The 24,076-nt window shown below is 67.6% G+C and carries 22 protein-coding genes and 4 pseudogenes; 16 read left to right on the top strand and 10 right to left on the bottom strand.

Going from position 1 to position 24,076, the window contains the following annotated elements:
• Nucleotides 1-70: 70 nt before the first annotated feature.
• Nucleotides 71-373 (bottom strand): annotated as a pseudogene (locus tag ACFWF1_RS31305) (helix-turn-helix domain-containing protein); the annotation flags it as partial.
• Nucleotides 374-594: 221 nt separating this feature from the next.
• Nucleotides 595-1,383 carry an oxidoreductase gene (locus ACFWF1_RS31300; protein ID WP_379292014.1) on the bottom strand — a complete coding sequence of 263 codons (789 nt, stop codon included), beginning with the start codon at nucleotides 1,381-1,383 and terminating at the stop codon, nucleotides 595-597.
• A gap of 247 nt (nucleotides 1,384-1,630) precedes the next feature.
• Between ACFWF1_RS31300 and ACFWF1_RS31295 the strand changes: the two genes are divergently transcribed.
• From ACFWF1_RS31295 to ACFWF1_RS31260, 8 genes are all read left to right on the top strand, one after another.
• A complete protein-coding gene (locus tag ACFWF1_RS31295) occupies nucleotides 1,631-2,482 on the top strand; it encodes an alpha/beta fold hydrolase (RefSeq protein ID WP_379292013.1) in 852 nt (283 codons plus the stop codon).
• Entirely contained in the window at nucleotides 2,475-3,077 is a 603-nt protein-coding gene (locus ACFWF1_RS31290) for a TetR/AcrR family transcriptional regulator (RefSeq protein WP_379292012.1), read from the top strand. The genes ACFWF1_RS31295 and ACFWF1_RS31290 overlap by 8 nt, the downstream gene beginning before the upstream one ends.
• 89 nt (nucleotides 3,078-3,166) lie before the next feature.
• The gene (locus ACFWF1_RS31285; RefSeq protein ID WP_379292011.1) at nucleotides 3,167-3,562 is read left to right on the top strand and encodes an isochorismatase family protein; all 396 of its coding nucleotides are present in this window, start codon (nucleotides 3,167-3,169) and stop codon (nucleotides 3,560-3,562) included.
• Between the two features lie 143 nt (nucleotides 3,563-3,705).
• Nucleotides 3,706-4,236 carry a GtrA family protein gene (locus ACFWF1_RS31280; RefSeq protein WP_379292010.1) on the top strand — a complete coding sequence of 177 codons (531 nt, stop codon included), beginning with the start codon at nucleotides 3,706-3,708 and terminating at the stop codon, nucleotides 4,234-4,236.
• Nucleotides 4,237-4,241: 5 nt separating this feature from the next.
• Nucleotides 4,242-4,886 carry a formylglycine-generating enzyme family protein gene (locus tag ACFWF1_RS31275; RefSeq protein WP_379292033.1) on the top strand — a complete coding sequence of 215 codons (645 nt, stop codon included), beginning with the start codon at nucleotides 4,242-4,244 and terminating at the stop codon, nucleotides 4,884-4,886.
• Between the two features lie 190 nt (nucleotides 4,887-5,076).
• A complete protein-coding gene (locus ACFWF1_RS31270) occupies nucleotides 5,077-6,051 on the top strand; it encodes a RimK family alpha-L-glutamate ligase (protein WP_379292009.1) in 975 nt (324 codons plus the stop codon).
• Nucleotides 6,052-6,197: 146 nt separating this feature from the next.
• On the top strand, nucleotides 6,198-6,476 hold the full coding sequence (locus ACFWF1_RS31265; protein ID WP_379292008.1) for a hypothetical protein: 279 nt from the start codon (nucleotides 6,198-6,200) through the stop codon (nucleotides 6,474-6,476).
• Between the two features lie 87 nt (nucleotides 6,477-6,563).
• A complete protein-coding gene (locus ACFWF1_RS31260; protein WP_379292007.1) occupies nucleotides 6,564-7,523 on the top strand; it encodes a helix-turn-helix transcriptional regulator in 960 nt (319 codons plus the stop codon).
• 98 nt (nucleotides 7,524-7,621) lie between these two features.
• On the opposite strand, the gene ACFWF1_RS31255 is transcribed toward ACFWF1_RS31260, so the two are convergent.
• The 3 genes and pseudogenes from ACFWF1_RS31255 to ACFWF1_RS31245 form a co-directional block, all read right to left on the bottom strand.
• Nucleotides 7,622-8,152 carry a hypothetical protein gene (locus ACFWF1_RS31255; protein WP_379292006.1) on the bottom strand — a complete coding sequence of 177 codons (531 nt, stop codon included), beginning with the start codon at nucleotides 8,150-8,152 and terminating at the stop codon, nucleotides 7,622-7,624.
• A gap of 176 nt (nucleotides 8,153-8,328) precedes the next feature.
• A pseudogene (gene cobN / locus ACFWF1_RS31250) lies at nucleotides 8,329-12,177 on the bottom strand (cobaltochelatase subunit CobN); the annotation flags it as partial.
• Between the two features lie 226 nt (nucleotides 12,178-12,403).
• Nucleotides 12,404-12,844 carry a nuclear transport factor 2 family protein gene (locus ACFWF1_RS31245; RefSeq protein WP_379292005.1) on the bottom strand — a complete coding sequence of 147 codons (441 nt, stop codon included), beginning with the start codon at nucleotides 12,842-12,844 and terminating at the stop codon, nucleotides 12,404-12,406.
• A 184-nt stretch (nucleotides 12,845-13,028) separates the two neighbouring features.
• On the opposite strand from ACFWF1_RS31245, the gene ACFWF1_RS31240 reads away from it, so the two are divergent.
• Nucleotides 13,029-14,228, top strand: coding sequence for a precorrin-3B synthase (locus tag ACFWF1_RS31240; protein ID WP_379292004.1), 1,200 nt, complete (start codon nucleotides 13,029-13,031; stop codon nucleotides 14,226-14,228).
• A gap of 118 nt (nucleotides 14,229-14,346) precedes the next feature.
• On the opposite strand, the gene ddaH is transcribed toward ACFWF1_RS31240, so the two are convergent.
• On the bottom strand, nucleotides 14,347-15,189 hold the full coding sequence (gene ddaH, locus ACFWF1_RS31235) for a dimethylargininase (RefSeq protein WP_379292003.1): 843 nt from the start codon (nucleotides 15,187-15,189) through the stop codon (nucleotides 14,347-14,349).
• A 137-nt stretch (nucleotides 15,190-15,326) separates the two neighbouring features.
• On the opposite strand from ddaH, the gene ACFWF1_RS31230 reads away from it, so the two are divergent.
• The 6 genes and pseudogenes from ACFWF1_RS31230 (at nucleotide 15,327) to ACFWF1_RS31205 (ending at nucleotide 19,724) form a co-directional block, all read left to right on the top strand.
• Nucleotides 15,327-15,764, top strand: coding sequence for an Lrp/AsnC family transcriptional regulator (locus ACFWF1_RS31230; RefSeq protein ID WP_379292002.1), 438 nt, complete (start codon nucleotides 15,327-15,329; stop codon nucleotides 15,762-15,764).
• Nucleotides 15,765-15,851: 87 nt separating this feature from the next.
• A complete protein-coding gene (locus tag ACFWF1_RS31225) occupies nucleotides 15,852-16,487 on the top strand; it encodes a precorrin-8X methylmutase (protein ID WP_379292001.1) in 636 nt (211 codons plus the stop codon).
• A 272-nt stretch (nucleotides 16,488-16,759) separates the two neighbouring features.
• Nucleotides 16,760-17,530: pseudogene (locus ACFWF1_RS31220) on the top strand (precorrin-2 C(20)-methyltransferase); the annotation flags it as partial.
• A 519-nt stretch (nucleotides 17,531-18,049) separates the two neighbouring features.
• Nucleotides 18,050-18,820: pseudogene (gene cobJ, locus ACFWF1_RS31215) on the top strand (precorrin-3B C(17)-methyltransferase); the annotation flags it as partial.
• Between the two features lie 32 nt (nucleotides 18,821-18,852).
• Nucleotides 18,853-19,119: a hypothetical protein gene (locus tag ACFWF1_RS31210; protein ID WP_379292000.1), complete on the top strand. Its 267-nt coding sequence runs from the start codon at nucleotides 18,853-18,855 to the stop codon at nucleotides 19,117-19,119.
• 74 nt (nucleotides 19,120-19,193) lie between these two features.
• On the top strand, nucleotides 19,194-19,724 hold the full coding sequence (locus tag ACFWF1_RS31205) for a PadR family transcriptional regulator (protein ID WP_379291999.1): 531 nt from the start codon (nucleotides 19,194-19,196) through the stop codon (nucleotides 19,722-19,724).
• On the opposite strand, the gene ACFWF1_RS31200 is transcribed toward ACFWF1_RS31205, so the two are convergent.
• From ACFWF1_RS31200 to ACFWF1_RS31185, 4 genes are all read right to left on the bottom strand, one after another.
• Nucleotides 19,710-20,444 carry a cobalt-precorrin-6A reductase gene (locus ACFWF1_RS31200; protein ID WP_379292032.1) on the bottom strand — a complete coding sequence of 245 codons (735 nt, stop codon included), beginning with the start codon at nucleotides 20,442-20,444 and terminating at the stop codon, nucleotides 19,710-19,712. The two genes, ACFWF1_RS31205 and ACFWF1_RS31200, sit on opposite strands and share 15 nt — an antisense overlap.
• Nucleotides 20,441-21,061, bottom strand: coding sequence for a hypothetical protein (locus ACFWF1_RS31195; RefSeq protein WP_379291998.1), 621 nt, complete (start codon nucleotides 21,059-21,061; stop codon nucleotides 20,441-20,443). The genes ACFWF1_RS31200 and ACFWF1_RS31195 overlap by 4 nt, the downstream gene beginning before the upstream one ends.
• A gap of 102 nt (nucleotides 21,062-21,163) precedes the next feature.
• The gene (cbiE, locus tag ACFWF1_RS31190) at nucleotides 21,164-22,408 is read right to left on the bottom strand and encodes a precorrin-6y C5,15-methyltransferase (decarboxylating) subunit CbiE (protein WP_379291997.1); all 1,245 of its coding nucleotides are present in this window, start codon (nucleotides 22,406-22,408) and stop codon (nucleotides 21,164-21,166) included.
• 11 nt (nucleotides 22,409-22,419) lie between these two features.
• Nucleotides 22,420-23,175, bottom strand: a complete 756-nt coding sequence (locus ACFWF1_RS31185; RefSeq protein ID WP_379291996.1) for an SDR family NAD(P)-dependent oxidoreductase — start codon at nucleotides 23,173-23,175, stop codon at nucleotides 22,420-22,422.
• Nucleotides 23,176-23,453: 278 nt separating this feature from the next.
• Here ACFWF1_RS31185 and ACFWF1_RS31180 point away from each other — a divergent pair, with 278 nt between their 5' ends.
• Entirely contained in the window at nucleotides 23,454-23,876 is a 423-nt protein-coding gene (locus ACFWF1_RS31180; RefSeq protein WP_379291995.1) for a PPOX class F420-dependent oxidoreductase, read from the top strand.
• Nucleotides 23,877-24,076 lie beyond the last annotated feature (200 nt).

Genomic DNA, 24,076 nt, shown 5'->3' with positions numbered 1-24,076 from the left:
CGATCCCGTCAGAACAAGACGGGGTAGTCCCGGAGTAGTCGTTTCCGAATCCGAGCCGGTCCGGCCTGGTGCGGTACAAAGCGCACAATGCATCGAGATATCGAGGTCTCGGCACGTCCAGTCCGTTTTCCCAGCGCGAGAGTTGCTGGTGCGCAAGCCCTTCGGACAGCGCTCCACGGGAGCGCAGAGACTTCTTCAGCAGTTCGACCGCTTCCACCAGCGTGTGCCCGCAGGCGATACGGTGCGCGCGCAGCAACGACACCCCGCAGTGCCGGTGCACGGCAAACGCCGCGTCGTCCGCAAAACCACCCGCCGCCAAGATATTTCGCGCCAGACGGCGTCCACATGAACTGTTGTGCCGACTGTCCCCCATTATGCTGACCTTCCCAACAGGCTCGCGGGCCGACCAAGACTGCGGTGCTCGCGCCTACTCGACGCTACCGCCAGGCCAGATGGACGGCGATCAGACCGCAACGCTTTTCAAGCAGCACTTGCAACGTGATCGCCAACCAGGTGCCCGCACAGTCCGGGATGCCCTGAAACCCTGTCGGCCACATGGCAACTGGGCGGACAGGGCTTCGGCTTCGGGGGCGGTCAGGCTGTTTTGATCGCGCCGCCGTCGATGATGTGGTCCGCGCCGGTGATGCTGGCGGCCAGCGGGGAGGCGAGGTAGGCGACGAGGGCTGCGACTTCGGTGGGCTCTACGAATCGGCCGCTGGCGATGCCCAGTGCCGCTGGCAGTTGTGCCAGGAGTTGGGCGTGCGGTACGCCCATCGAACGCGCGAGTTCCGCGCCGTAGCCCTGGGGGGACTCCCACATGGAGGTGCGGACCGGGCCGGGCGAGATGGTGTTCACCCGCACGCCCTGCGGGCCGACTTCCTCGGTGAGTGCCTTGCCGAACGCGGTCAAGGCCGCCTTCGCGGTGCTGTACGGCATCGGCCCGGCGTGCGGCATTCGCGCTGCGTTGGACGAAATGTTCACGATGACGCCCTTTCGTCGCAGCAGGCTGGGCAGTGCGGCACGAGTGGTCCGGACCGCGCTGAAGAAGTTCAGCTCGAACATCCGCTGCCACTGTTCGTCGTCGAAGGTGGCGAAGCCGCCGGTCTGGCGGCCGTCGCTGTCACCGCCACCGACATTGTTGACCAGCAGGTCGACCTCCCCCAGCTCGGTGCGCGCCCGTTCGACGAGCTGGATAGAGCCCTCGGCGGTGGCGAGGTCGACCGGCACCGCGATCGCCCCGGACGCGGCCAGTTCCGGCGGGATGGTGCGTGAGCCGGCGACTACGTGCACGCCCTCGGCGATCAGCGCGGTGACGATGGCCAAGCCGATCCCGCGGCTGGCGCCAGTCACCAAGGCGGTCTTGCCAGCTAGTTGAACGTCCATAACCTCGAGCCTCCTAACAGCATCAACGAAGACCTCGTTGACTTCCTAGTTGCAACACTAATGTTGCAACTAAGAAGTTACAAGTGCCACTTTTGTAGCGCTTCTGCTTGACGCAGGAGGCAGTAGACCGCCCGCGCGGCACACCTTCGCGCATCGCCTCCACAATCCTCGGCCAGGGGTTGACGCCCGAGGCTAACGTGATTAGCTTTACGGCTAACGCAGTTAGCTTTTCTTGAAGGGTAAGACCATGACGCAGTATGTGGACATCGACGGCGGCCGGATCGCGTACGACGAGATCGGCACCGGCCCACTGGTGGTGCTGTCGCACGGGATGGGTGTGGACCGGCGCGCCTATCAGAATCTGATCCCACTCCTGGCCGACGCCGGATACCGGGTGGTCAACACCGATATGCGCGGCCACGGCGAGTCGAGCATGAACTGGACCTCGGAAACCGGCAAGGCGGCCATCAGCCGGACCGACGTGGCCGGGGATCTGCTCGCGGTCATCGAGAAGCTGGGCGGCGGGCCCGCGGTCATCGTCGGGCACTCGCTCTCGGGCGGCTCGGCCACCATCGCTGCCGCGCGGCGGCCGGACCTGGTGCGGGCGATCGTGGAGATCAACCCGTTCACGCTGACCCAGAAGATGGATATCGGAGCGCTGCTCACCAACGCGCACCACCGGCGCGGCATGGTGCCACTGCTGAGCACGATGATCTTCAAGAGCCTGCGCCTGTGGCTGAAGTACCTGAGCGTGGCCATTCCGGTCAAGAACGCCGACTACGCCGAGTTCCTGGCCGGGGTCGCGGCGCGGCTGCGCGAGCCGGGCCGGATGGCCGAGTTCATGAAGACCGGTCAATCGACGCCCGCGGACGCGGAAGCTCAGGCGCCCAACGTAACTCAGCCCGCGCTGATCATCATGGGTGCCATCGATCCCGACTTCCCGAGCCCGCGGGCCGAGGGCGAACGCATCGTCGCCGCACTGCCTGCCGGGCTGGGCAGCCTCGCCGTGATCGACGGCAGCGGGCACTACCCGCATTTCGACTCCGCCGAGCGGACCGCCGAGGTGATCGTGCCATTCCTGAAAGAGCACCATGCCTAGGGTGGGCCTGAGCAACGCCGACGTCGTCGCCGCGGGGGCGACCCTCGCAGACGACGTCGGCTTCACCAATCTCTCACTCGGCACGCTGGCCCAGCGGCTGGGTGTGCGCACCCCGTCGCTGTACAAGCACATCGACAGCCTGGCCGACCTGCGGCACAGCATCGCCGCCCTGGCCATCACCGAACTCGACCAGCGGGTCCGCGACGCCATGCACGGCCGCTCGGGAACCGAGGCGCTGGCCGCGTTCGCCACCGCCTTCCGCGACTACCTCGTCGCGCATCCCGGCCGCTACGCCGCGACCATCGGCGAGCCCGACACCGGATCGGAAGATCCCCTGCGGCACAGCGGTTCCCGGCTCCTGCAGTCCCTGGAGGCGGTCCTGCACGGCTACGGCATCGACGAGTCCGACATGGTGCACGCGATGCGCTCGGTACGCGGCGCCTTGCACGGATTCGCCACCCTGCAAACGTCCCATGGCTTCCAGTGGAGCGAAGACACCGACGACAGTTTCGACTGGATGATCCGATTCATCGACCATGGGCTCACCCAAATCGGCTCGCGCCGAACCGATCTGCACGGACCGATCGCCGACTGATCCGGCCCGCACCCGCGCCGCCACCTGCAACAGCGCAGGCACCTGGTGCCGAAGCTGCCGCCCGAGCATCGGAGTGGAAGGCGCAGATCATGGACGCCGTCGCGCCGCACCAGGGCGACCTGGTCCTGGTCAAGACCCGGCACAGCTTCTTCGCCTACACCGAGTTGGAGCCGCAGCTGCGCAACCTGGGCGTGCACCGCCTGGTGGTCGCGGGCGTGACCCCGAATATTGGACCGGCCCGGCATTCGGGCCCCGAGGCACTGCGGGGGCCTCAGCTGATAGCTGAGGCCCCGCGGGTCGTGCCGACCGGTGTCCGAGTGATTTCCTCTGGGCCCCTGCCTCGATACATGAGGCTTTCATACTTCCGCGCATTCGGCTCACCGAGCGACGCGGCAACCGGTGAGCTCGCGTGCTCTTGCATCTGTACTAGCACCGCGGCAACGATCTTCCTCTCAGATCGCCGTCCGAAAGCTGTTCGCAGATAACGAATTAGCAACGCCACCGCCGAACCGTGCTCAAACTGTTCCGCTCGTCGTCACCTGCCGCGCACCAAGAATTCGCCTGCGGTCCGCCGCCCGGCAACGGTCCGCCCGCTACTGCCGATGTGCCCCTCGGATAACCTGTCCCGATGTTCTTGGCCCAGATCGTCGCCGCTCGCGTGCCGAGCCGGATGCTGTCCGTGTTCGTGCGGAACGCGGAGTTGCTGAAATTCCTGACCGTCGGAGCGATCGCCTTCGTCACCACCATGGTGCTCTTCTTCGGCCTGAAATGGACTGTGCTGGAAGGCAAGCCGGTGACCGCGAACGTGGTCGCCGTGCTGATCGCCACCGTGGTTTCCTACGTGCTGAACCGCGAGTGGGCGTTCACCGCGCGCGGCGGACGTGAGCGCCGTCACGAAGCGGCCCTGTTCTTCCTGGTCGCGAGCGTCGGCATGGTGATCAACCAGCTGCCGCTCGCCGTGTCGAGCTACCTTTTCCAGCTGCGCACCCCGCACGTCTCGGTGCTCACGGAAAACATCGCCGACTTCATCAGCGCGACTGTGATCGGCACCCTGCTCGCCACGGTTTTCCGCTGGTGGGCGATGCGTAAATTCGTGTTCCCCGATCCGGTGCGGCCCGCCATGGAACACGACGAGCCGGTTTCCGGGACGCGAGCCTGACCGTGCTGGTCGCTATCCCCGCGGGAACGGTGACGCTGTCGGATCGGCGGACCCAGCGCAGTTGGCCGGTGGCCGTCGCACCGTTCCAGCTGGCGGCGACCCCGGTCACCCAGGAACAGTACGCGCAGGTCACCGGGCAGCGGCCGAGCAGCGGCCGAGGCGACCGACTGCCGGTCGACAGCGTCTCCTGGTGGGAGACGCTGCGATTCTGCAATGCCCTGTCGGCCCGGGAGGGGCTGACACCGGCGTATCGACTCGACGACGAGAACGCCCTGTGGGACAACGCCGCCGACGGCTATCGACTACCCACCGAGGCCGAATGGGAGCATGCCTGCCGGGCGGGCAGCACCGGCCCGCGCTACGGTGAGCTCGACGAAATCGCCTGGTACCGGGGTAATTCGGCCGAGCACATGCACGAGGTGGGCGGCAAGCGGCCCAATGCGTGGGGCCTGTACGACATGCTCGGCAACACCTGGGACTGGTGCTGGGACATCTACGACGCCGAAATCTACGGCTCCTACCGGGTATTGCGCGGTGGCGGCTGGTTCGACGAACACTGGAGCTGCCGCGCGTCGGTGCGCCGCCGCAGCCATCCGACGCTGCGGCTGGACGATGTGGGATTCCGCGTCGCGCGTTCATTGGGCATCTGAACCAACATTTCTGTTGCCGCCGTTCGGCTTTCGCATCATGTGCGGTCCGGTAGGGTGTCGATCGGGCCGGTGCCGCGTCGGCCCTGGTCGCCGAGTAGCCGGCTTGCGCCCGAACCGGATTCGCCGCGCCGGCACGGAGTGACGCTGTCTCGATAGTGGATTCGCCCCTGCTGCAGGACGGTGGTGCACGATGAGGAATACCAGCGACATCGTCGTAATGACCGACCACAGTTCCACCGAGGGGAGTTCCGCTCAGCTCGCCCGCGCGGTCGAATTGGTCACCGGCGCTACACCATTGATCGTCGACGCGAGACATTTCTACGACGGCGGCGACGGTGAGTTGCGACTCGGCGCTCAGCCGATACTCCTGGTGCCGTCCGAGAACCTCGAGGTGCGACCCGCCGCCCTCGTCATTTATGAAATACCGCCGGGTGATCGGCACCGGTTCACCCGTTTTCAAGCGGATGTCGCGCGCAGCGGCATTCCCTGTCTCGGTGCCGGTGCGCGAGGTTGGCGAAACGCGACCGACAAACGGTGCACGATTGACCGATTCCGGGCCGAAGGCATTTCACAGGCCGAATCGCTCGTCCTGGACAACCCCACCTGGCCCGCCGCGCTGGCCGCCTTCGAACGGCTCGGCCGCGACGTGTGGACCCGGCCGATCATCGGCTTCGGCGGGCGCGACGTCTGGCACGTGACCACCGAGGCGCAACTGCACGCGGCGCGCGAGCGCTACCAAAAGACCGGTGGCAGTTGGCTGCTCACGCGCGATGCGCACAACTTCGATGAGCACGGCCGCCGCCATCAGTACCGCGTCGTCGTGCTCGGCGAACGGGTGTTGCGGGTGTGTGAGCACGTCCAGGGCAATCCGGACGCCCCGTGCAACGAGGCGCAGGGCGCGGTCTCTACCGTGCTCGCGCCCGACGCCCTCCCCCAGCACCTCCGCGAGCTCGCCATCCGAGCCACAGCATCGGTCGGGCTACCGTTCGGCGGCGTCGATTTGGTGCCCGAGCGAGGAGGCGCGGTGTTCGAGGTGAATGTGCATCCGGTGCTCGATGTTCCGCAGGGATTGGAAACGGTGGCGGTTCCCTTCCTGCTCGCACACCTCGCCGATGCCGCTGCCGCAGTCCCGACGCGGCACGAAACCTTGCGCCCGCACCGCTGATCGGACATTCCCGACAGGTTCTTCCGTACGCTCCACGAAATCGTCGGCGCCGCACATACTGTCCGGTACAAGCATGGCTATCACCCAGACAACGCGCCAGTGGCACTCCTAGCCGGAGCCACATCGACCCCGAAGCGAGCGTATTCATGGTCATCTTCGCTGTGCACGACGCCCTCCTCGCACAGATCGGCAATCCGACGCCGGAGGCGCCGCCGGTCTCGGACAAGATCTTGCAGATGGTCCGCTACCTCACCTGGCTGGTGCTGCTCTCCGGAGTCTGCGGAATCACTTACGCCGGTGGACGATTCGCGTGGGAGAAGTGGCAAGGTGGTCCGATCGACTCGCCGAAGATGATCGCGGGGGCGATGATCGGCGGGGTGGTCGCCACCAGCGCGGGCACGATCATGAACGCCGTCGTCGGCTGAGCCGTCATCCCGGCGAGCGCTGGAGCCGGAGGAGAACGGAACCAATCGCGGAAGGTGCTCTTCCGCGATTGCTGCGATGATCGAGTGATGTTGGAGACCTCCGCGCGACTGCTCCGGCTGCTGTCGCTGCTGCAGCTGCATCGCGATTGGACCGGCCCGGTACTGGCCGAGCGACTCGGGGTATCCACTCGCACAGTGCGCACCGACATCGAGCGCCTACGCACCCTCGGTTACCCGGTGCACGCCACGCCCGGTGTCGCGGGCGGCTATCGGCTGGGCGCGGGCTCCGCGCTGCCGCCGCTGCTGCTCGATGACGACGAGGCGGTTGCGGTCGCGGTCGGCCTGGCCACCGCGGCCAACGGCGCGGTCACCGGCATCGAGGAGACCTCGGTGCGGGCGCTAGTGAAGCTGCAGCAGGTGTTGCCGTCGCGGCTGCGTAATCGGGTGGCGGCGTTGACGTCGGCCACCGTGCACGTGCCCGGTGCCGGTAGGCCGACCGTCGACGCGGCGGTACTCACCGCCGTCGCCGGGGCGATCCGCGCGAGCGAGCGATTGCGCTTCGACTACGAAACACATTCCGGCACACCGTCACACCGCGATGTCGAGCCGCATCGGCTGGTGCACTGGCGCGGTCACTGGTACCTGGTCGCCTGGGATCCGGGGCGCGGCGACTGGCGCACCTTCCGGGTGGACCGGCTCGCGCCGAAGACGCCGAACGGCCCGCGGTTCACCCCGCGGGTGCTGTCGGAGGCCGAGACCGCCGAGCGCGTGCAGCATGGCGTCGGCACGGCAACCTGGCGTTATCGCGCGACGGTGCGAATGGCCGCGTCCGCCAGTGCGATTCGGGCGAAGATGCCGGCGGCGCTGACCATCGAGCCGGACGGGCCGGATCACTGTGTGGTTCACGTGGGTTCGGATTCGCCGCAGCTGCTCACGTGTTATCTCGGTTTGGCCGACGTCGATTTCGAGGTGCTGGACGCCCCCGAACTCGCCGAGCAACTGCTGGCGACCGCCGAGCGATTTCGCAGGGCCGCCGGTCGTCCATGAAATCTCAGCGCGCTGGAATTCGGCGATAAAGCGAAACCCGGCCGGAGCGGGCGGAATTCGCCGAGCACGGCCGGGTCGCTACTATCCGGAATTACCTGCTAGGGCTGGTTGGCACCCGCGATACCGCCGATGATGCCACCGATGATGCAGCCGGGGATGGCTCCGACAATGGCGAAGATCAGCCCGATCAAGAACCCGATCGCGCAGCCGATCAACACTCCGGCCACGGTGGTGCCCGCGTCACCGATGAACTGCGGTGCCCCCATTTCCGGGGTCGCCGCCCCGACCGGCGTCAGCGTCACAGTAGTTGCGCCGGCGTTGACTTCCGGCGCCACCCGCACCTGCTGGCCGGACACCGACTGCATCGTGGTCGGCACGGTGGCGACCAGCGATCCGTCCGGCGCCACCACGGAGATGCCCTGATCGGGCGTCAGCACGAACTTGCCGGAGGCGAGGGTGAGCGTGGCGCTCGAGTGGTCGGGCGCGACCGCCGCCGTGTACGCGACGCCCTGATCGACACCGCTGAACGCGGCATCGGCCACCTGCCCCTCACCGTGCGCGGTGGCGGCGGCGACACCTGTTGCGGCGATGGTGAGAACTGCTGTTGCTACGAACTTCCTGATATTCATAAAGCTTTCCAATCATCTAGCCGAATCGATTGGCGTTTCCCCGAGAACACCCATGGGCACACCATCGATCATGCGCTCTCGGCAACAGCGTTGTCGAGAGTTGTGCGAAGATTGAATTGCCTTGCAAGATCGCGCAATTCACCAATCCCCCAACAATTGGGGGGTTGATTTTCCCGCTATTCCAATTCCCCTTCGGTCTCCAAGTAGACCTGCCGCAATCGATCCAGTGTCGCCTGCTCCGGGTGCTCCCACAAGTCCCGCTCGGCGGCCTCCAGCAGCCGCTCGGCAATGCCGTGCAGCGCCCACGGGTTGGACTGCTCCATGAACTTGCGGTTCACGTCGTCGAAAACGTAGCTCTCCGCGAGCTTCTCGTACATCCAGTCGGCGACGACATTGGTGGTCGCGTCGTAGCCGAACAGGTAGTCGACCGTCGCGGCCATCTCGAACGCGCCCTTGTAGCCGTGCCTGCGCATCGCCTCCAACCAGCGCGGATTCACCACGCGGGCCCGGAAGACCCGGGAGGTCTCCTCGGAGAGCGTGCGGGTGCGCACCGCGTCGGGGCGGGTGCTGTCGCCGATGTAGGCCTCGGGGTTCTTGCCGGTGAGCGCGCGCACGGTGGCCACCATGCCGCCGTGGAACTGGAAGTAGTCGTCGGAGTCGGCGATGTCGTGCTCGCGAGTGTCGGTGTTCTTGGCCGCCACCGCGATTCGGCGGTACGCGGTACGCATGTCGTCGGCGGCCGGTGCGCCGTCGAGGTCGCGACCGTAGGCGTAGCCGCCCCAGGTGGTGTAGACCTGCGCGAGGTCGTCGTCGGTGCGCCAGCTCTTGGAATCGATGAGCTGCAGCAGGCCCGCGCCGTAGGTGCCCGGCTTGGAACCGAAGATGCGGGTGGTGGCGCGGCGGGCGTCGCCGTGCTCGGCCAGGTCGGCCTCGGCATGTGCGCGAACGTAATTCGACTCGGCGGGCTCGTCGAGTTCGGCGACCATGCGCACCGCATCGTCGAGCAGGGCGAGCACGTGCGGGAACGCGTCGCGGAAGAAACCGCTGATGCGCACCGTGACATCGATACGGGGACGGGACAATTCGTCGAGCGAAAGCACTTCCAGGGTGGTGACGCGGCGGCTCGCCTCGTCCCACACCGGCCGGACACCGAGCAGGGCAAGAACTTCGGCGATATCGTCGCCGGAGGTGCGCATCGCCGAGGTGCCCCACACCGAAAGGCCCACCGAACGCGGGTATTCGCCGTGATCGGCGAGATAACGCGCCAGCAGCGAATCCGCCATGGCCTGACCGGTTTCCCAGGCCAGGCGCGACGGCACGGCCTTCGGGTCGACGGAGTAGAAATTGCGACCGGTCGGCAGGACGTTGATCAGGCCGCGCAGCGGTGAACCGCTGGGGCCCGCCGGGATGAAGCCGCCGTTGAGGGCGTGCAGGACGCGGTCGATCTCGATGCCGGTTTGGCGGAGACGGGGAACGACTTCGGTTGCGGCGAAACGGAGTACGTCACGAACCGCGGCGAGCCGGGGATCGGTCGTCAGGATGGCACCCGCGTCGACGAGGTCGGCGTGCGCTGCCGCCGCTGGGCGGTCAGCGCTGGATTCGGCCGTCGCACTGGGACTCTCGGCCGCTGATCGCGCGCCGGTCCGGGCATCGGCTGCGGCCACGGGCGAACCGGGCAGGCGATCAGCCGATTGCTGAGGACTAGCGTCGGGGCTCTCGGCCAGCGCCGACGATTTCGCCGTGGACCGGGAGCCATCCGCTGTCGCGAGGAGCGAGTCGGCGAACTCGTCGACGAGCCGGTCGACCGCCGCCGCCGACCAGTCGGCCGATTGCAGTGCGGCAACCAGTCCGCGAGCTTGGCTCTCCACGACATCGACTCGGCCACGGACCTCGGTGCCGGATTCGTCCAGCCCCAACGCTTCTCGCAGGCCGGGCACATTTCGCTCGCCGCCCCACAGCTGGCGGGCGCGCAGCATGGCGAGCACGAGGTCGACCTCGCTCTCCCCCGCGGGCGCCTGGCCGAGGATGTGCAGGCCGTCGCGGATCTGCACGTCCTTGATCTCGCACAGCCAGCCGTCGACGTGCAGCAGCATATCGTCGAAGACTTCCTCGTCCGGGCGTTCGGCGAGGCCGAGGTCGTGGTCCATCTTGGCCGCGCGCATCAGCGTCCAGATCTGCTGGCGGATGGCGGGCAGTTTGGCCGGGTCGAGGGTGGAGATGTTGGCGTGCTCGTCGAGCAGCTGCTCCAAACGCGAGATATCGCCGTAGCTTTCGGCGCGGGCCATCGGCGGGATCAGGTGGTCCACCAGGGTCGCGTGCGCGCGGCGCTTGGCCTGGGTGCCCTCGCCCGGATCGTTCACCAGGAACGGGTAGATCAGCGGCAGGTCGCCGAGGGCGGCGTCGGTGCCGCAGGAGGCGGACATGCCGAGGGTCTTGCCGGGCAGCCATTCCAGGTTGCCGTGCTTGCCGAGGTGCACCATCGCGTCGGCGGCGAAACCGTCAGCGGACCTGACCCATTGGTAGGCCGCGAGGTAGTGATGACTCGGCGGCAGGTCGGGGTCGTGGTAGATGGCGACGGGGTTCTCACCGAAACCACGGGGCGGCTGCACCATCAGTACCACATTGCCGAAACGCAATGCGGCGATGACGATCTCGCCGTTCGGGTCGGCGGAACGGTCGACGTAGAGCTCGCCGGGCGGCGGCCCCCACGCCTCGACGATCGCCTCGCGCAAGTCCTCGGGCAACGTGCCGAACCAGGCGGTGTAGGCGGCCGCGCCGATCCGAATCGGGTTGCCCTCCAGCTGTTCCGCGGTCAGCCAGTCCGGATCCTGGCCGCCCGCCGCGATGAGCGCGTGGATGAGGGCGTCGCCGTCCTGCTCGTCGAGGCCGGGAATCTCCCCCGGTTCGCCGAGGTGATAACCGGCGGTGCGCATTTCGGTGAGCAAGCGGATGGCGCTCGCGGGAGTGTCGAGGCCGACGGCGTTACCGATACGGGCGTGCTTGGTCGGGTAGGCGGACAGCATCAGGACGACGCGCTTGCGATCGGCCGGGATGTGCCGCAACCGCGCGTAGCGCACCGCGATGCCCGCGACCCTGGCCGCGCGCTCGGCGTCGGGGACGTAGGTGGACAGGCCGTCGGCGTCGAACTCCTTGAAAGAGAACGGGACCGTGATGATCCGGCCGTCGAACTCGGGGACGGCGACCTGGGTGGCGACGTCGAGCGGCGACATGCCGTCGTCGTTGGCGGCCCACTGGTCGCGGCCGCTGGTCAGGCACAAGCCTTGCAGGATGGGCACATCCAGGTCGGCGAGCGCGCCGACATCCCAGGCCTCGTCCTCGCCGCCCGCCGAGGCGGTCGCGGGCTTGGTGCCGCCCGCGGCGAGCACCGTCACCACGAGGGTGTCGGCCTGGCGCAGTGTCGCAAGCAGTTCCGGCTCGGCGGTGCGGAGCGAGGCGCAGTACAGCGGCAGTGCGCGCGCACCGGCGTCTTCGATCGCACGGCAGAGGGCATCGATGTAGCCCGTGTTCCCGGCGAGATGCTGTGCGCGGTAATAGATCACCGCGACGGTGGGCTGATCGGCGCTCGGCTCGCCCGAAACCCGTTCCAGCACACCCCAGCTCGGCAGCTGCACCGGCGGCTCGAAGCCGTGCCCGGTCAGCAGGACCGTGTCGGACAGGAAGTTGTGCAGCTGCAGCAGGTTGTCCGACCCGCCCGCGGCCAAATAGTTGTGTGCGTCGGCGGCGACACCGCCGGGCACGGTCGAGCACTCCATCAGCTCCGCGTCCGGCGCGATCTCGCCGCCGAGCGCCACCATCGGCACGCCGCTGGCGCGGATCGCGTCGAGACCGTCCTCCCAGGCGCGCTTGCCGCCGAGGATGCGCACGATCACCAGATCGGCGCCGTCGAGCAGCGCGGGCAGGTCGTCCACCAGCAGCCGTGCGGGGTTGCCCCACCGGTACGCGGCGCCGCTCGCGCGGGCGCTCAGCAGATCGGTGTCGGACGTGGACAGCAGCAGAATCACAGGTGACGGCCTTCCTCGGGTTACGCGCCCATCGGGGGTTGCTGCTCGCCGGAGAGGGTCTGGCTTTTCACAGTGGCGCGACCGCACCGGATTTCCACCGGTTTCCTCGTCGCCCGTCGAGCATGCAGATGCTACCTGCCGTGCGGTTGGGTTCCGTTCAGGCGGTCACCGCGGATGTTGGTGCGAGGGTGACGCCGTTGCTTCCGAGTTGGCGTCACCCCATCGCGGATCAGGTCAGATCGGCGTTTCCGTCGATGACTTTGAGGAGGTAGTGGAACTTGTTGACGCGCCAGCCGTTCGGAGTCCGCTCGGCGCCGATGGCGTAGCTGCCGACGAACGTGCGGGTCTTGCCGTTGGTAGCGGAGTTCTTCACGTGTACCGCGATCGCGTCCGCGTGCACGTCGGCCGTGTCGCCCGCCAGCTCGATCAGATGATTCCCGGACTGGTGATGGAGCTCGTCCAGATCAGCGAGCCCGACCCGCCAGTCCTCGACGATGTCGGCCGCGTCCCGCTCGCCGACCGGGCCGCCGAACCCGCCGTCGAAATCGACCTTCGGCGTGAAAACGGCGTCGACCAGGTCGTTCCAACGACGCTGATCGGTGTAGACGAACATCCGGGTAACCACGTCGATAATCGCGAGTCGATCTGCCAGGGTAGAGATTTCAGACATATGTCTCACATTAGCGATCCCCACCGTTCACCGCTCGCCATTAATCACCACCATCGCCCCTTGTCGACTTGACGTACGGAGGGTGCTCTTGACGCACGCTGCAACATGCGTCAAGAGCCCCCTTCGTACGTCAAGTCGCCGTCGGTGGTCGGTGGTCAGTGGGGGTACGTACGCTGGGTGGACTATGAGTCGAGGTGGTCCGGATTCCTGTCCCGGTGTGCTGCGGTTGCATGCGGCGGCCGATGGGCCGTTGGCGCGGGTAAGGGTGCCGGGGGGACGGGTGTCGCCGGGGCAGTTGCTGGTGTTGGCGGAGGCGGCGCGGGAGCTCGGAGACGGGAATATCGAGCTGACGTCGCGGGGGAATGTGCAGTTGCGGCAGGTGCGGGATGCGGAGGCGCTGACCGGTCGGCTAGAGGCGGCCGGGTTGTTGCCGAGTCACCGCCATGAGCGGGTGCGCAATATCGTCGCCTCACCATTGTCCGGTCGGATCGGTGGTTCGGCGGATGTGCACGCGCTGGTTCCGGTCCTCGATGCCGGTCTGCTGGCCGCGCCGCGCCTGGCCGAATTGCCCGGGCGGGTGCTGTTCACGCTCGATGACGGGCGTGGCGACGTCAGTGGACTCAGCGCCGATATCGGCGTACACGCCACGGGCGCAGAGGAATTCGCGCTGCTGCTCGCGGGGCGGGACACCGGCATTCGAATCTCGGCCGCTGACGCGGTGGATGTGATGCTCGCCGCCGCGCACGGATTCCTCGACCTGCGTGGCGATGACGCGGGCCAGTGGCGTCTGCACGATATCGAGAACGGTGCCGAACGGGTGGCCGAGACGCTCGCCCTCACTCGCGGTGCTGACCGAGTGGAAGTCGGTGCGGCCCAGGATATTCCGATCGGCTGGCTGGATCAGGACAACGGATTGGTCAGCCTCGGTGCCGGAGTTCGTCTCGGCTCCCTGCCCGTGCGCACAGCCGAATTCATCGCCGCCATCGAGCGTCCCATATTCATCACCCCTTGGCGCAGCCTCGTCATCACCGATATGGACGAATGGACCGCCGAGCAAGTGGTCCGCGTGCTCGCCCCGATGGACCTGATCTTCGACGCCAACTCCCCCTGGCTGCAGGTCAGCGCCTGCGCGGGTCGCCCTGGTTGCGCGAAGTCACTCACCGATGTCCGCGCCGACGTGACAGCAGCCGTCGAATCGGGACGCGTGCTTCCAGCGGAGCCGAATCCGCCCACGCACCAGGACATCCCGATCCTCGACGCAAACGAGGTGACAGTCGCCGGTCGCCAACACTGGTCCGGCTGCGACCGCCGCTGTGGTCGCCCCCGCGGCCCCGTCACCGACGTCATCGCCACCAACACCGGCTACCGCCAGTCCTCGACCTGACCACCACCGCACTCGACCCACCAATAACCAAAATCCGCACTTTCTCTCGGGATTTGCACTCGCAATAGGGCCGAATTCTGAGTGCAGATCCCGAGTGAGAGTGCGGATTTTGCGTTGGTTATTCGTGGACTTCCAGGGTGCAGCACTTGACGCTGCCGCCGGCCTTGAGGAGCTCCGACATGTCGATGCCGATCGGGTTGTAGCCGCGGGCGCGCAGGGCTTCGGTCAGCGCCGTGGCCTTGTTGCTGAGGAAGACGTTCAATCCGTCGGAGACACCGTTCAAACCGAGTACCTCGGCATCCGCGTCGGTGGCGACGATGGCGTTCGGGAACAGCTCGGTGAGCACCGCCTGGCTCGCCGCGCTGAAGGCGGGCGGGAAGTAGGCGATGGTGGTGTCGTCGAGGGGCAGCAGGACGGTGTCGAGGTGGTAGAAGCGCGGGTCGACCAGCTCCAGCGACACCACCTCGCGCGAAAAGTGCTGTGACACTTCCTGATGCGCGGCGAGCGAGCTGCGGAAGCCCATACCGGCCAGCATCCGCTCGCCGACCAGGAGGAAGTCGCCCTCACCCTCGTTGATCTCGGCGGCCTCGACCAGTCCGGCGAGGCCGTGCTGGGCGAACCAGTTGTGGTAAGCCGGGCCCTCGGCGGCCCGCTGCACATGGGTGAACCTGGCCGACATCGCGCGGTCGCCGACGATGAGGCCACCGTTGGCGGCGAACACCATGTCGGGCAGGCCGGGCACGCCGGGCACCACGTCGACCTTGTGCCCGTACTCCTCGTAGGTGGCGCGCAGCGTTTCCCACTGCAGCAGGGCGAGGGCGCGGTCGACCGGCGCATCGGGATCCATCCACGGATTGATGCAGTAGGTGACCTCGAAGTAGTCCGGACGGCACATGACGAACCGTCGCGGCGACGACTTACGAGCGGTGGACTCGGCGCGGAGGGTGGCTACAGACGTCAACGTGTCTCCCGTAGGTCGGCGCGATCTTGCGGCTCACACGACGGTAATTCGCCTACTATTGCGCCAGGAACAACGAATCGTTGCGCATTTTGGCCCTGAAACATCGAATCGTTGTGTGACGAGGAAGCGAGTGTGACGTGGACGACATCGACCGGCGGATTCTGGAGCACCTCCTCAGACAGGCACGGGCCTCGTTCCAGGAAATCGGCAGCGCGGTCGGCCTCACCGCGCCCGCGGTGAAACGGCGCGTCGACAAGATGGTCGCGAGCAAACAGATCACCGGTTTCACCGCGATGGTGAATCCGGCGGCGATGGGCTGGAAGACCGAGGCATACGTCGAGGTGTACTACCGCGACAACATCTCCCCCGCCGAACTGCGCCGCACCCTGGAACCGATTCCGCAGGTCGTCGGCGTGTGGACGATCGCGGGCGAGGCCGACGCGCTGATCCATGTGATGGCCACCGACATGGCCGAAATCGAGGTGACCGTCGAGCGAATCCGCGAGAACGCCCGCGTCGGGCGCACCCGCAGTTCGATCGTGATGTCCCGGATCCTCGAGCGCCCCCGCACCTGACCCCGCCGACTCGACTGCCGCGCCGAACCGGTTGCACCAGCTACCCGCGCCGACCTGGCCGGGAGCCGACCTCTTAGGGTGGACCGCATGTCCGACGTGCGTGCCAGCTACCTCACCGACGGGGCCGAGATCTACCGGCGCTCGTTCGCGATGATCCGCGCCGAGGCGGAGCTCGACAGGTTCCCGCCGGACGTGGCGCAGGTGGTGGTGCGGATGATCCACGGCTGCGGTCAGGTGGATTTGGCCGGGGATGTGGCGTTTTCGCCGGGTGTGGTGGCTTCGGCGCGGGCGGCGTTGCGGGCGGGGGCGCCGATTCTGTGTGACGCGAACATGGTTGCCTCCGGTGTCACCCGTAAGCGACTGCCCGCCGACAATCCGGTGATCTGCACGCTCGCCGATCCGCGCGTCTCGGAACTCGCTGCGAGCATGGGCAATACGCGCTCCGCGGCCGCGCTCGAGCTCTGGCGCGAGCACCTCGACGGTGCGGTCGTGGCCATCGGGAACGCGCCGACCGCGCTGTTCCACCTGCTCGACCTGCTCGACGCGGGTGCGCCACGACCGGCCGCCATTCTCGGCATCCCCGTCGGCTTCATCGGTGCCGCGGAATCCAAGGACGCGCTGATCGATTTCGGCGGCGTCGAGTTCCTGACCGTCCGCGGCCGGCGGGGTGGCAGCGCCATCACCGCGTCGGCGCTGAATGCGATTGCGAGCGAACAGGAATGACGGACGGGACGAACAGCGACCAGTCGGCGAGGACCGACGTGGGCAGCGCAGAAAACTTGGCAGGCAGGCGGTTCGGCGGCGAAGGCTCGGCAAGCACGAAGCATGACGCACAGGCCACGGATTCCCGCACGGACGCGCCCTTCTCGGCAGCGACCCTCGAATCCGGCAGCGCGACATCGGATAGCACGCAGCGCGACGGCACCGCCCACGACTCCGGCCGACAATCCACCGGCACAATGCGGGTCGAACGCGCGATAGGCACTGCGGCGTCGATGGAGGCCGAATCACGTACGACGCCAGGCAAATTGTGGGGCGTTGGGCTCGGTCCCGGCGATCCCGAGCTCGTCACGGTGAAGGCGGCGCGAATCATCGCCGAGGCCGATGTGATCGCGTTCCACAGTGCGCGGCATGGACGGAGTATCTCCAAAGGCATTGCCGCGCCGTATATGCGGCCGGGACAGCTGGAGGAACATCTCGTCTATCCGGTGACCACCGAGACCACCGATCATCCCGGCGGTTACCAGGGTGCGATCGATGAGTTCTACGAGCAGGCCGCGCAGCGACTGGCGGGGCATCTGGCGGCGGGGCGGTCGGTCGCGCTGCTCGCTGCGGGTGACCCATTGTTCTACAGCTCCTACATGCACATGCACCGACGGTTGGCCGATCGCTTCGAGGCCGAGATCATTCCGGGCATCACCTCGGTGAGCGCGGCCTCGGCGGCGCTCGGCACTCCGCTGGTCGAGGGCGAGCAGGTGCTGACCATCCTGCCCGGCACCATGCCGGTCGACGAGCTCACCCGTCGGCTCCGCGACACCGAGGCCGCCGCCATCATGAAGCTCGGTCGCACCTATCCAGGTGTGCGCCAGGCACTTTCGGATTCCGGCCGCCTCGCCGACGCCTACTACATCGAACGCGCCAGCAGCACCCGCCAACGCGTGCTGCGCGCCGCCGACGTCGATGACGCGGACGTCCCCTACTTCGCCATCACCCTCGTCCCCGGCCCGACCCCGACCACACCGCTCCCCCGCGTGGACACCGAACCTGCGGTCAAGCAGCATGAGTCGACGGGCGACCACGCCGAGCATGCGAATCCTCGAGCAGCGGAACCCCACCCGGAGCCGCGCAACTCAGTGACGATCAGCTCTCGCGAATCAGGTGGTCAGCCGAGGGCCGCCGCACACGTCGACGGCTCCACGACAGACCAGCGCGGTGCCGCGAAGAATTCCGCGCCGCTCGCTAGTTCCGCCGCTCCAGCCTACGAATCCAGCTCGCCCGCCCATCATTCCGCCGACAATGCTGCCTCGAAGGGCACTACCACCAACACGGCCGAACCCCGCCCCACCTCCGCACTGCGCGCCACTTTCACCGCAGCCACCGACGAACCCAGCTCGCCTGCCTATCATTTCACTGGCAACGCTGCCTCGAAGGGCACTGCCACCAGCACGGCCGAACCCCGCGCCACCTCCGCACTGTGCGCTACCTTCACCGCAGCTACCGACGAATCCGGCTCGGCTGCCTATCATTCCGCCGACAATGCCACTCCAGAACGCAGCGCCGATCAGCCTGGTCAAGTTGTCGTCGTCGGCCTCGGTCCCGGTGCGGCCGAGTGGACGACCACCGAGGTGCACGAAGCACTCGCCGACGCAACGGATCTCGTCGGTTACACCACCTATCTGAACCGGGTGCCGTTGCGCCCCGGCCAGCGCAGGCATGCGAGCGACAATCGCGTCGAGTCGGAGCGCGCCGCTATGGCGTTGGATCTGGCCACGCGGGGCGCGCGGGTCGTGGTGGTGTCGTCGGGCGATCCGGGGGTGTTCGCGATGGCGGCGGCAGTGCTGGAGGAAGCAGCCGATCCCCAGTGGCGCGGTGTGCCGGTGCGGGTACTGCCGGGTCTCACCGCGGCCAATGCGGTGGCCAGCCGCGTCGGTGCGCCGCTCGGTCACGATTACGCGATGATCTCCCTCTCGGATCGCCTCAAGCCGTGGGAGGTTGTCGCCCAACGTCTTTCCGCAGTGGCCGCCGCGGATATGGCGATCGCCGTCTACAACCCCGCCTCGTCCCAGCGCACCTGGCAGGTCGGTGCCATGCGCGACCTGCTGCTGGAGCATCGCAAGCCCGACACGCCCGTGGTGCTCGGCCGCGATGTGGGTGGGCCGGCCGAGTCGGTGCGCGTGGTACCGCTCGGCGACCTCGACCCGGCCGACGTCGACATGCGCACCCTGCTGATCATCGGCGCGTCCACCACCGCGACGCTGGAAACCGACCAGGGGGTCCGGGTTTACACCTCGCGGCGCTACACACGCACACGCGACGCGACCTCGCCCGACGCGTAAGATCTCCTGACGCACTGACGATTGGAGGGATCTTGGCCGCGACACTGTCGGAGCTGACGCTGCGCGCCCGAGCCCTGGAGGCCCGAGCCACCGCCGGCGAACAAGCACTCGACGAGCAGGGTGACGTTCTCAGCGAACTCGCGGCTCTCACCAGAAAGGCGCTCGACGGCATCGACCGGATCGAGGAGCGCGCCGAGAAAATCGAGGAAGACCTCGTCGAGCTGCGCCTCGGGCAAGCGCGGTTGGAAGAGGGCATGGCGCTGGTGCTCGCCCGTCTCGATCAGCTGGCCGGCAAGTAGGCCAGGCGGGGAGGTCCGGCGCACGTTCGTATAACATTCCATTATGGAAGGTTGAGAGCGAAGGGAGCAGTCGGTTGACGAACACCGCGACCAGCCGCAAGCCGTTGAACTCCACGGCCGCGTCGCTGCTCGGATTTCTGCACGAAGGGCCCATGTCGGGCTGGGATCTGGTGGCCCAGGCCCAGCAACGCATCGGCGACTTCTGGACGATCACGCAAAGCCAGGTCTACCGGGAACTCGGTGCGATGGACGCGGCGGGCTTGGTGGAGAAGGGCGCGCCGGGCGCACGTGAGCGCACCCCCTACCTGATCACCGACGCGGGGCGGGAAGCCTTCCTGGAGTGGATAGCCCGCGAACCCGGCGGCGAAAACATCCGCTTCCCATTACTGCTGACCCTTGCCTTCGGCGACCACCTCGATCGACCGCATCTCGATCGAATGATCGCCGCCAACAAGGAGATTCACCAGGAGCGACTCACTCGATACCTCACCGAGGATCCCAGCTGCATGCCCGCCTTCGCCCGCGCGACGCTGGATTTCGGCATCGGATACGAACGCGCGGTACTCGACTGGTTCGACCGGCTGCCCGAACTACTCGGCGGCTGAGCGAAGCCAATCCCAGACCTGGGCAACACTTTCCATGACCACGGCGCCCTCGGGCAACGGTGGCCGGTCGATCATGACCACCGGCAGGCCCGCCGAGCGGGCGGCGGTCAGCTTGGCCTCGGTCTGGTCGCCACCGCTGTCCTTGGTGACGAGCAGGTCGATGCGCCGATCTGTCAGCAGCCGGGTTTCCTCATCGACGGTGAAAGGTCCACGGGCGAGCAGTAATTCGTGTCTCGGTGGTAACGCACCCTCGGGTGGATCGATGGCGCGGATCAGAAACCAGGGGCGCGTCAGCTCGGCGAAAGCGCCGACGCCCTGGCGGCCGATGGTCAAGAAGACGCGATCGCCCTGCTCCTCAACGATTTTCGCGGCGGCGGTGCGGTCGGGTACCCGAATCCACTGGTCGCCTGACTGTTCGGACCAGCCGGGCCGTCGAAGATGGACGAGCGGCAGATCCGCTGCCGCCACGGCGGCATTCGCGCTGATGATGCCCGCGAACGGATGGGTGGCATCGACCACGGCCTCGATCTCGTTGGCCACCAACCATTCCCGCAGGCCCTCGACCCCGCCGAAGCCGCCGACGCGCACCGCGCCGACCGGCAACAGGGGGTCACGAACGCGGCCGGCGAGCGAGGAGACGATGTCGAATCCTTGCTCGCCGGAAGCGATGGCGGCGAGTTCCCTGGCTTCCCGGGTGCCGCCCAGAATCAGGGTTTTCAGGGCTGGCCGCTGAAGTAGGCGATGCCCGCGTTCAGCAGCGACGGCCCGCCCGCGACGGCGAGGCCGATGATCGCGCCGAGCACGGCACCGGGCAGGATCCCGACACCGAAGAACAGGATTCCGACTGCGGCGCCGATCAATCCGCCGACCAGCGCGCCCAGCGAACTACGCTGCAGCTCGGCGAAGAACCAGTCCTGCGCGCCGATGAACTCGGCGGCGACCGGGGCGTTCGCAGTCGGTGCGACCTGCGGGGTCAGCGTCAGCTGCTTGGCGTCGTCGGCGATGGCGGCGGCGATCGCCACCTGCTCGCCCTTGGCCGTTTGGGTCAGCGGGATCGTGGTGACTGTCTCACCAGCGGCATTCGTCAAGGTGACCGACTGCTTGTCGGCGGCCAGGCTGAACGCCCCGCCGGTGACGTTGGTGACGACCGACTTGCCCGCGTCGGCCAGCTGCAGGTCGTAGCTGATGCCCTGGTCCTGGCCCTTGACGGTCGGTGCGGCGGCTTGATCCTGCACGGCGGGCGGCGCGGGAACGGGCGCGGCATACGCGGTGCCCGCGCTGACGCCGGTCGCGGCGATGGCCAAAAGTGCGGTAGCGGCGAACTTCTTGTATTTCATCTATCTCCCCATCAGGAACCGGATTTCCGATCATGACCGGATCTCGGCCCCGACCCTACCCGCTGGGGTGCAATCCTCTCGGCCGTGGACCTCATTTTGCGATCATGCACTGTGCAGTTTCACAACTGACCATTGCGTGACCGGCAGTTGCGGGCGCCACGTCGTGAAAGATCCCAGCGGCTCGGCACGGTAGACCTGAAACTTCCGCAAGGTGCCGCCGTGGCCGGCCGCCCAGCTGAGCAGCAGCGATTCGGATTCCGCGGTCACCGCGTTGGCGACCAGCCTGCCGCCCTGGCGCAGCTGCGACCAGCATGTCTCGAACAGGCCAGGCTGGGTGAGGCCACCGCCGAGGAAAATGGCGTCCGGCGAAGGGAATTCGGCGGTGCCGTGCAATTCCGCGAGTACCTCGCCGTGGACGGTGATGTGCGCGACGCCCAAAGCAGCGGCGTTGTCCGCGATCTGGCGCCGCCGACGTTCGAGTTGTTCGAAAGTCAGTGCGCGGCAACTGGGATGCGTGCGGCACCATTCGATGGCGATGCTGCCGGAGCCACCGCCGATGTCCCACAGCAGTTCCCCGGGTGCGGGGGCCAATGCGGCCAGGGTCAGCGCGCGCACCTCGCTCTTGGTGAGTTGACCATCGCCGCCGAACAATTCATCGGGCAGGCCGGGCAATCGCGTCGCCCGAACATGTTCCGGGTCGGCGACGCATTCGATCGCCACGATGTTCAGCGGATCTCCCGCGGGTCGCTGCCACTGCTTCGCGATCCCCGCCTCGACCCGCTCCGCCGGACCACCCAACTGCTCCAACACCGTCACCGAGGAATCCCCGAACCCATTGCACCCCAACAACTCCGCTAGCAATCCCGGCGTGTGTTCATCGGCACTGAGCACCAGCACCCGCCGCCCGTCACCCAACTCCGGCAGCACCGTCTCCAGCGCCCGCCCCACCACACTGACCACCGGCGTCTCCGCCAACCCCCACCCCAACCGCGCACACGCCAACGACGCCGACGACGGCTGCGGCAAAACCCGCAGCGCATCGGCCCCCAGCAACCGCGCCAACGTCACCCCGATCCCGTAAAACATCGGATCCCCGCTGGCCAGCACACACACCCGCGCCCCGGCATACCGCTCGAACAACCCGGCCAACGCAGGCACCAGCGGCGACGGCCACACCACCCGCTCCCCCACCGAATCCCGTTCCGCCACAAGACCAAGCTGCCGCACCGACCCGAAAATCACCTCGGCGGACGCAATAGCCTCCCGCGCCGCCCGCCCCAGCCCATCCCACCCATCGGCCCCGATCCCGGCGACCACCACCGGCGGCCCCGACCACGCATCGGTCATTGCCGTACCGCTCACCGCGGCATCCGGCGCCAGATCGCTTGGGGCAGTAGGCGCATGCCAAAGAAGACAGGGCGCAGGATGCCGGGCGTCCAGACCACTCCCGCACGCTTGTGCAGGCCCTTGACGACGGCGGCGGCGACCTGGTCCGGGGTGCTCGAGAACGGGGCCGGGTCCATGCCCTGGGTCATCCGGCCGATGACGAAGCCGGTGCGCACCAGCAGGAGGTGAACGCCGGTGCCGTACAACGCATCCGCGAGTCCGCTGGCGAAACCGTCGAGGCCTGCCTTCGCCGAGCCGTACACGTAGTTGGCCCGGCGGACCCGCACGCCCGCCACCGAGCTGAACACGACAAGCTGTCCTTCGCCTTGCGCGCGAAGCAGATTCGCGAGCGTGGTGAGCACGCTGACCTGGGCGACGTAGTCGGTGTGCACGACGGCGAGCGCGTGCGCCGGATCCTGTTCGGCCCGCGCCTGATCGCCGAGCACGCCGAAGGCGAGCACCGCCACCCCGATCTGCCCGTACTCGGCCGCGATCTTCTCGAGGAACGCCGGATGGTTCGCCGTGTCGTCGGCATCGAACTCCACGCAGTGCACGGCCGCCGCTCCACCATCTGTCAGCGCCGCGGTCTGCGCCGCCAGGTCGCCGCTGCGACGGGCCGCGAGAATCACCACCTGCCCCGGTGCCAGCCGCCGCGCCACCTCGAGCCCGATCTCGCTGCGCCCACCGAGCAGCAGCACCGTCCCCTCGGCAATCCCTCGCAATCCCATGCCGCTAAGTCTGTCATTCCACCCCTGCCCACCCGCGTCACCCCACGACCAACGGGACCGGACTGAGCCATCTCGCCAGCAATGTCCGGTCCATCACGCCGCGATTCATCGAGGACACGCCATCGCGGATTGCCTCGCCGTTTTACCGCCACCGCGCACCCGCAGAGCACGCCCGGGCATCTGCTCGACCAGACGGGGCAGGCTTGCGGGTTGAGCGAGATCGTGCGGTCGCCGCGCCCCTGCGGAGGAGGCCCCGAGGCGGCGGCTACCGTCGGAGGATGCCGACGCAGACCGTAGAGCTTTCGCCCGCCGCGCTCGAGTTCGTCATCGAGCGGCACCTCGCCACGTTGACCACGTTGCGCGCCAACGGGACACCGCACGTCGTCGCGGTGGGATTCACCTGGGATCCGGCGGCCGGGATCGCCAGGGTGATCACCGACGGCGGGTCGGCGAAGGTACGCAACGTGCGCCGGGGCGGTTACGCGGCCGTGAGCCAGGTCGAGGGGCGACGCTGGCTCACCCTGGAGGGCCCGGCCACCGTGCTCGACGACCCGGACGCCGTCGCCGAGGCAGAAACCCGCTACGCAGGCCGCTACCGAGTCCCCCGCGAAAACCCGACCCGAGTAGTCATCGCGATCGCAGTCCAACGCGTCCTGTCCAGCTCCACCCTGACCACCCCAGCCGCCCCTGACGCGCAGTAGCACCGTCGGATCCGGCAGCGGATCTCGATGCCACAAGAGGCAACGATCGCACCTGACGCCGTGCTGGACGGGTGATCACTGGGAAGTGATGCAGGCATCGGTCGAGGCAGGTTCAAGGGGTCGATGCAACAGGGTTGTCGGGGTTCGACAGTAGCTGGTCGAGGACTTGGGCGGGGGTGCGGTAGCCGTGGCGTTTGCGG

The sequence above is a fragment of the Nocardia sp. NPDC060255 genome, from assembly GCF_042727395.1.
GTDB lineage: Bacteria > Actinomycetota > Actinomycetes > Mycobacteriales > Mycobacteriaceae > Nocardia.
This window is presented reverse-complemented; position numbering and strand designations above follow the sequence as displayed.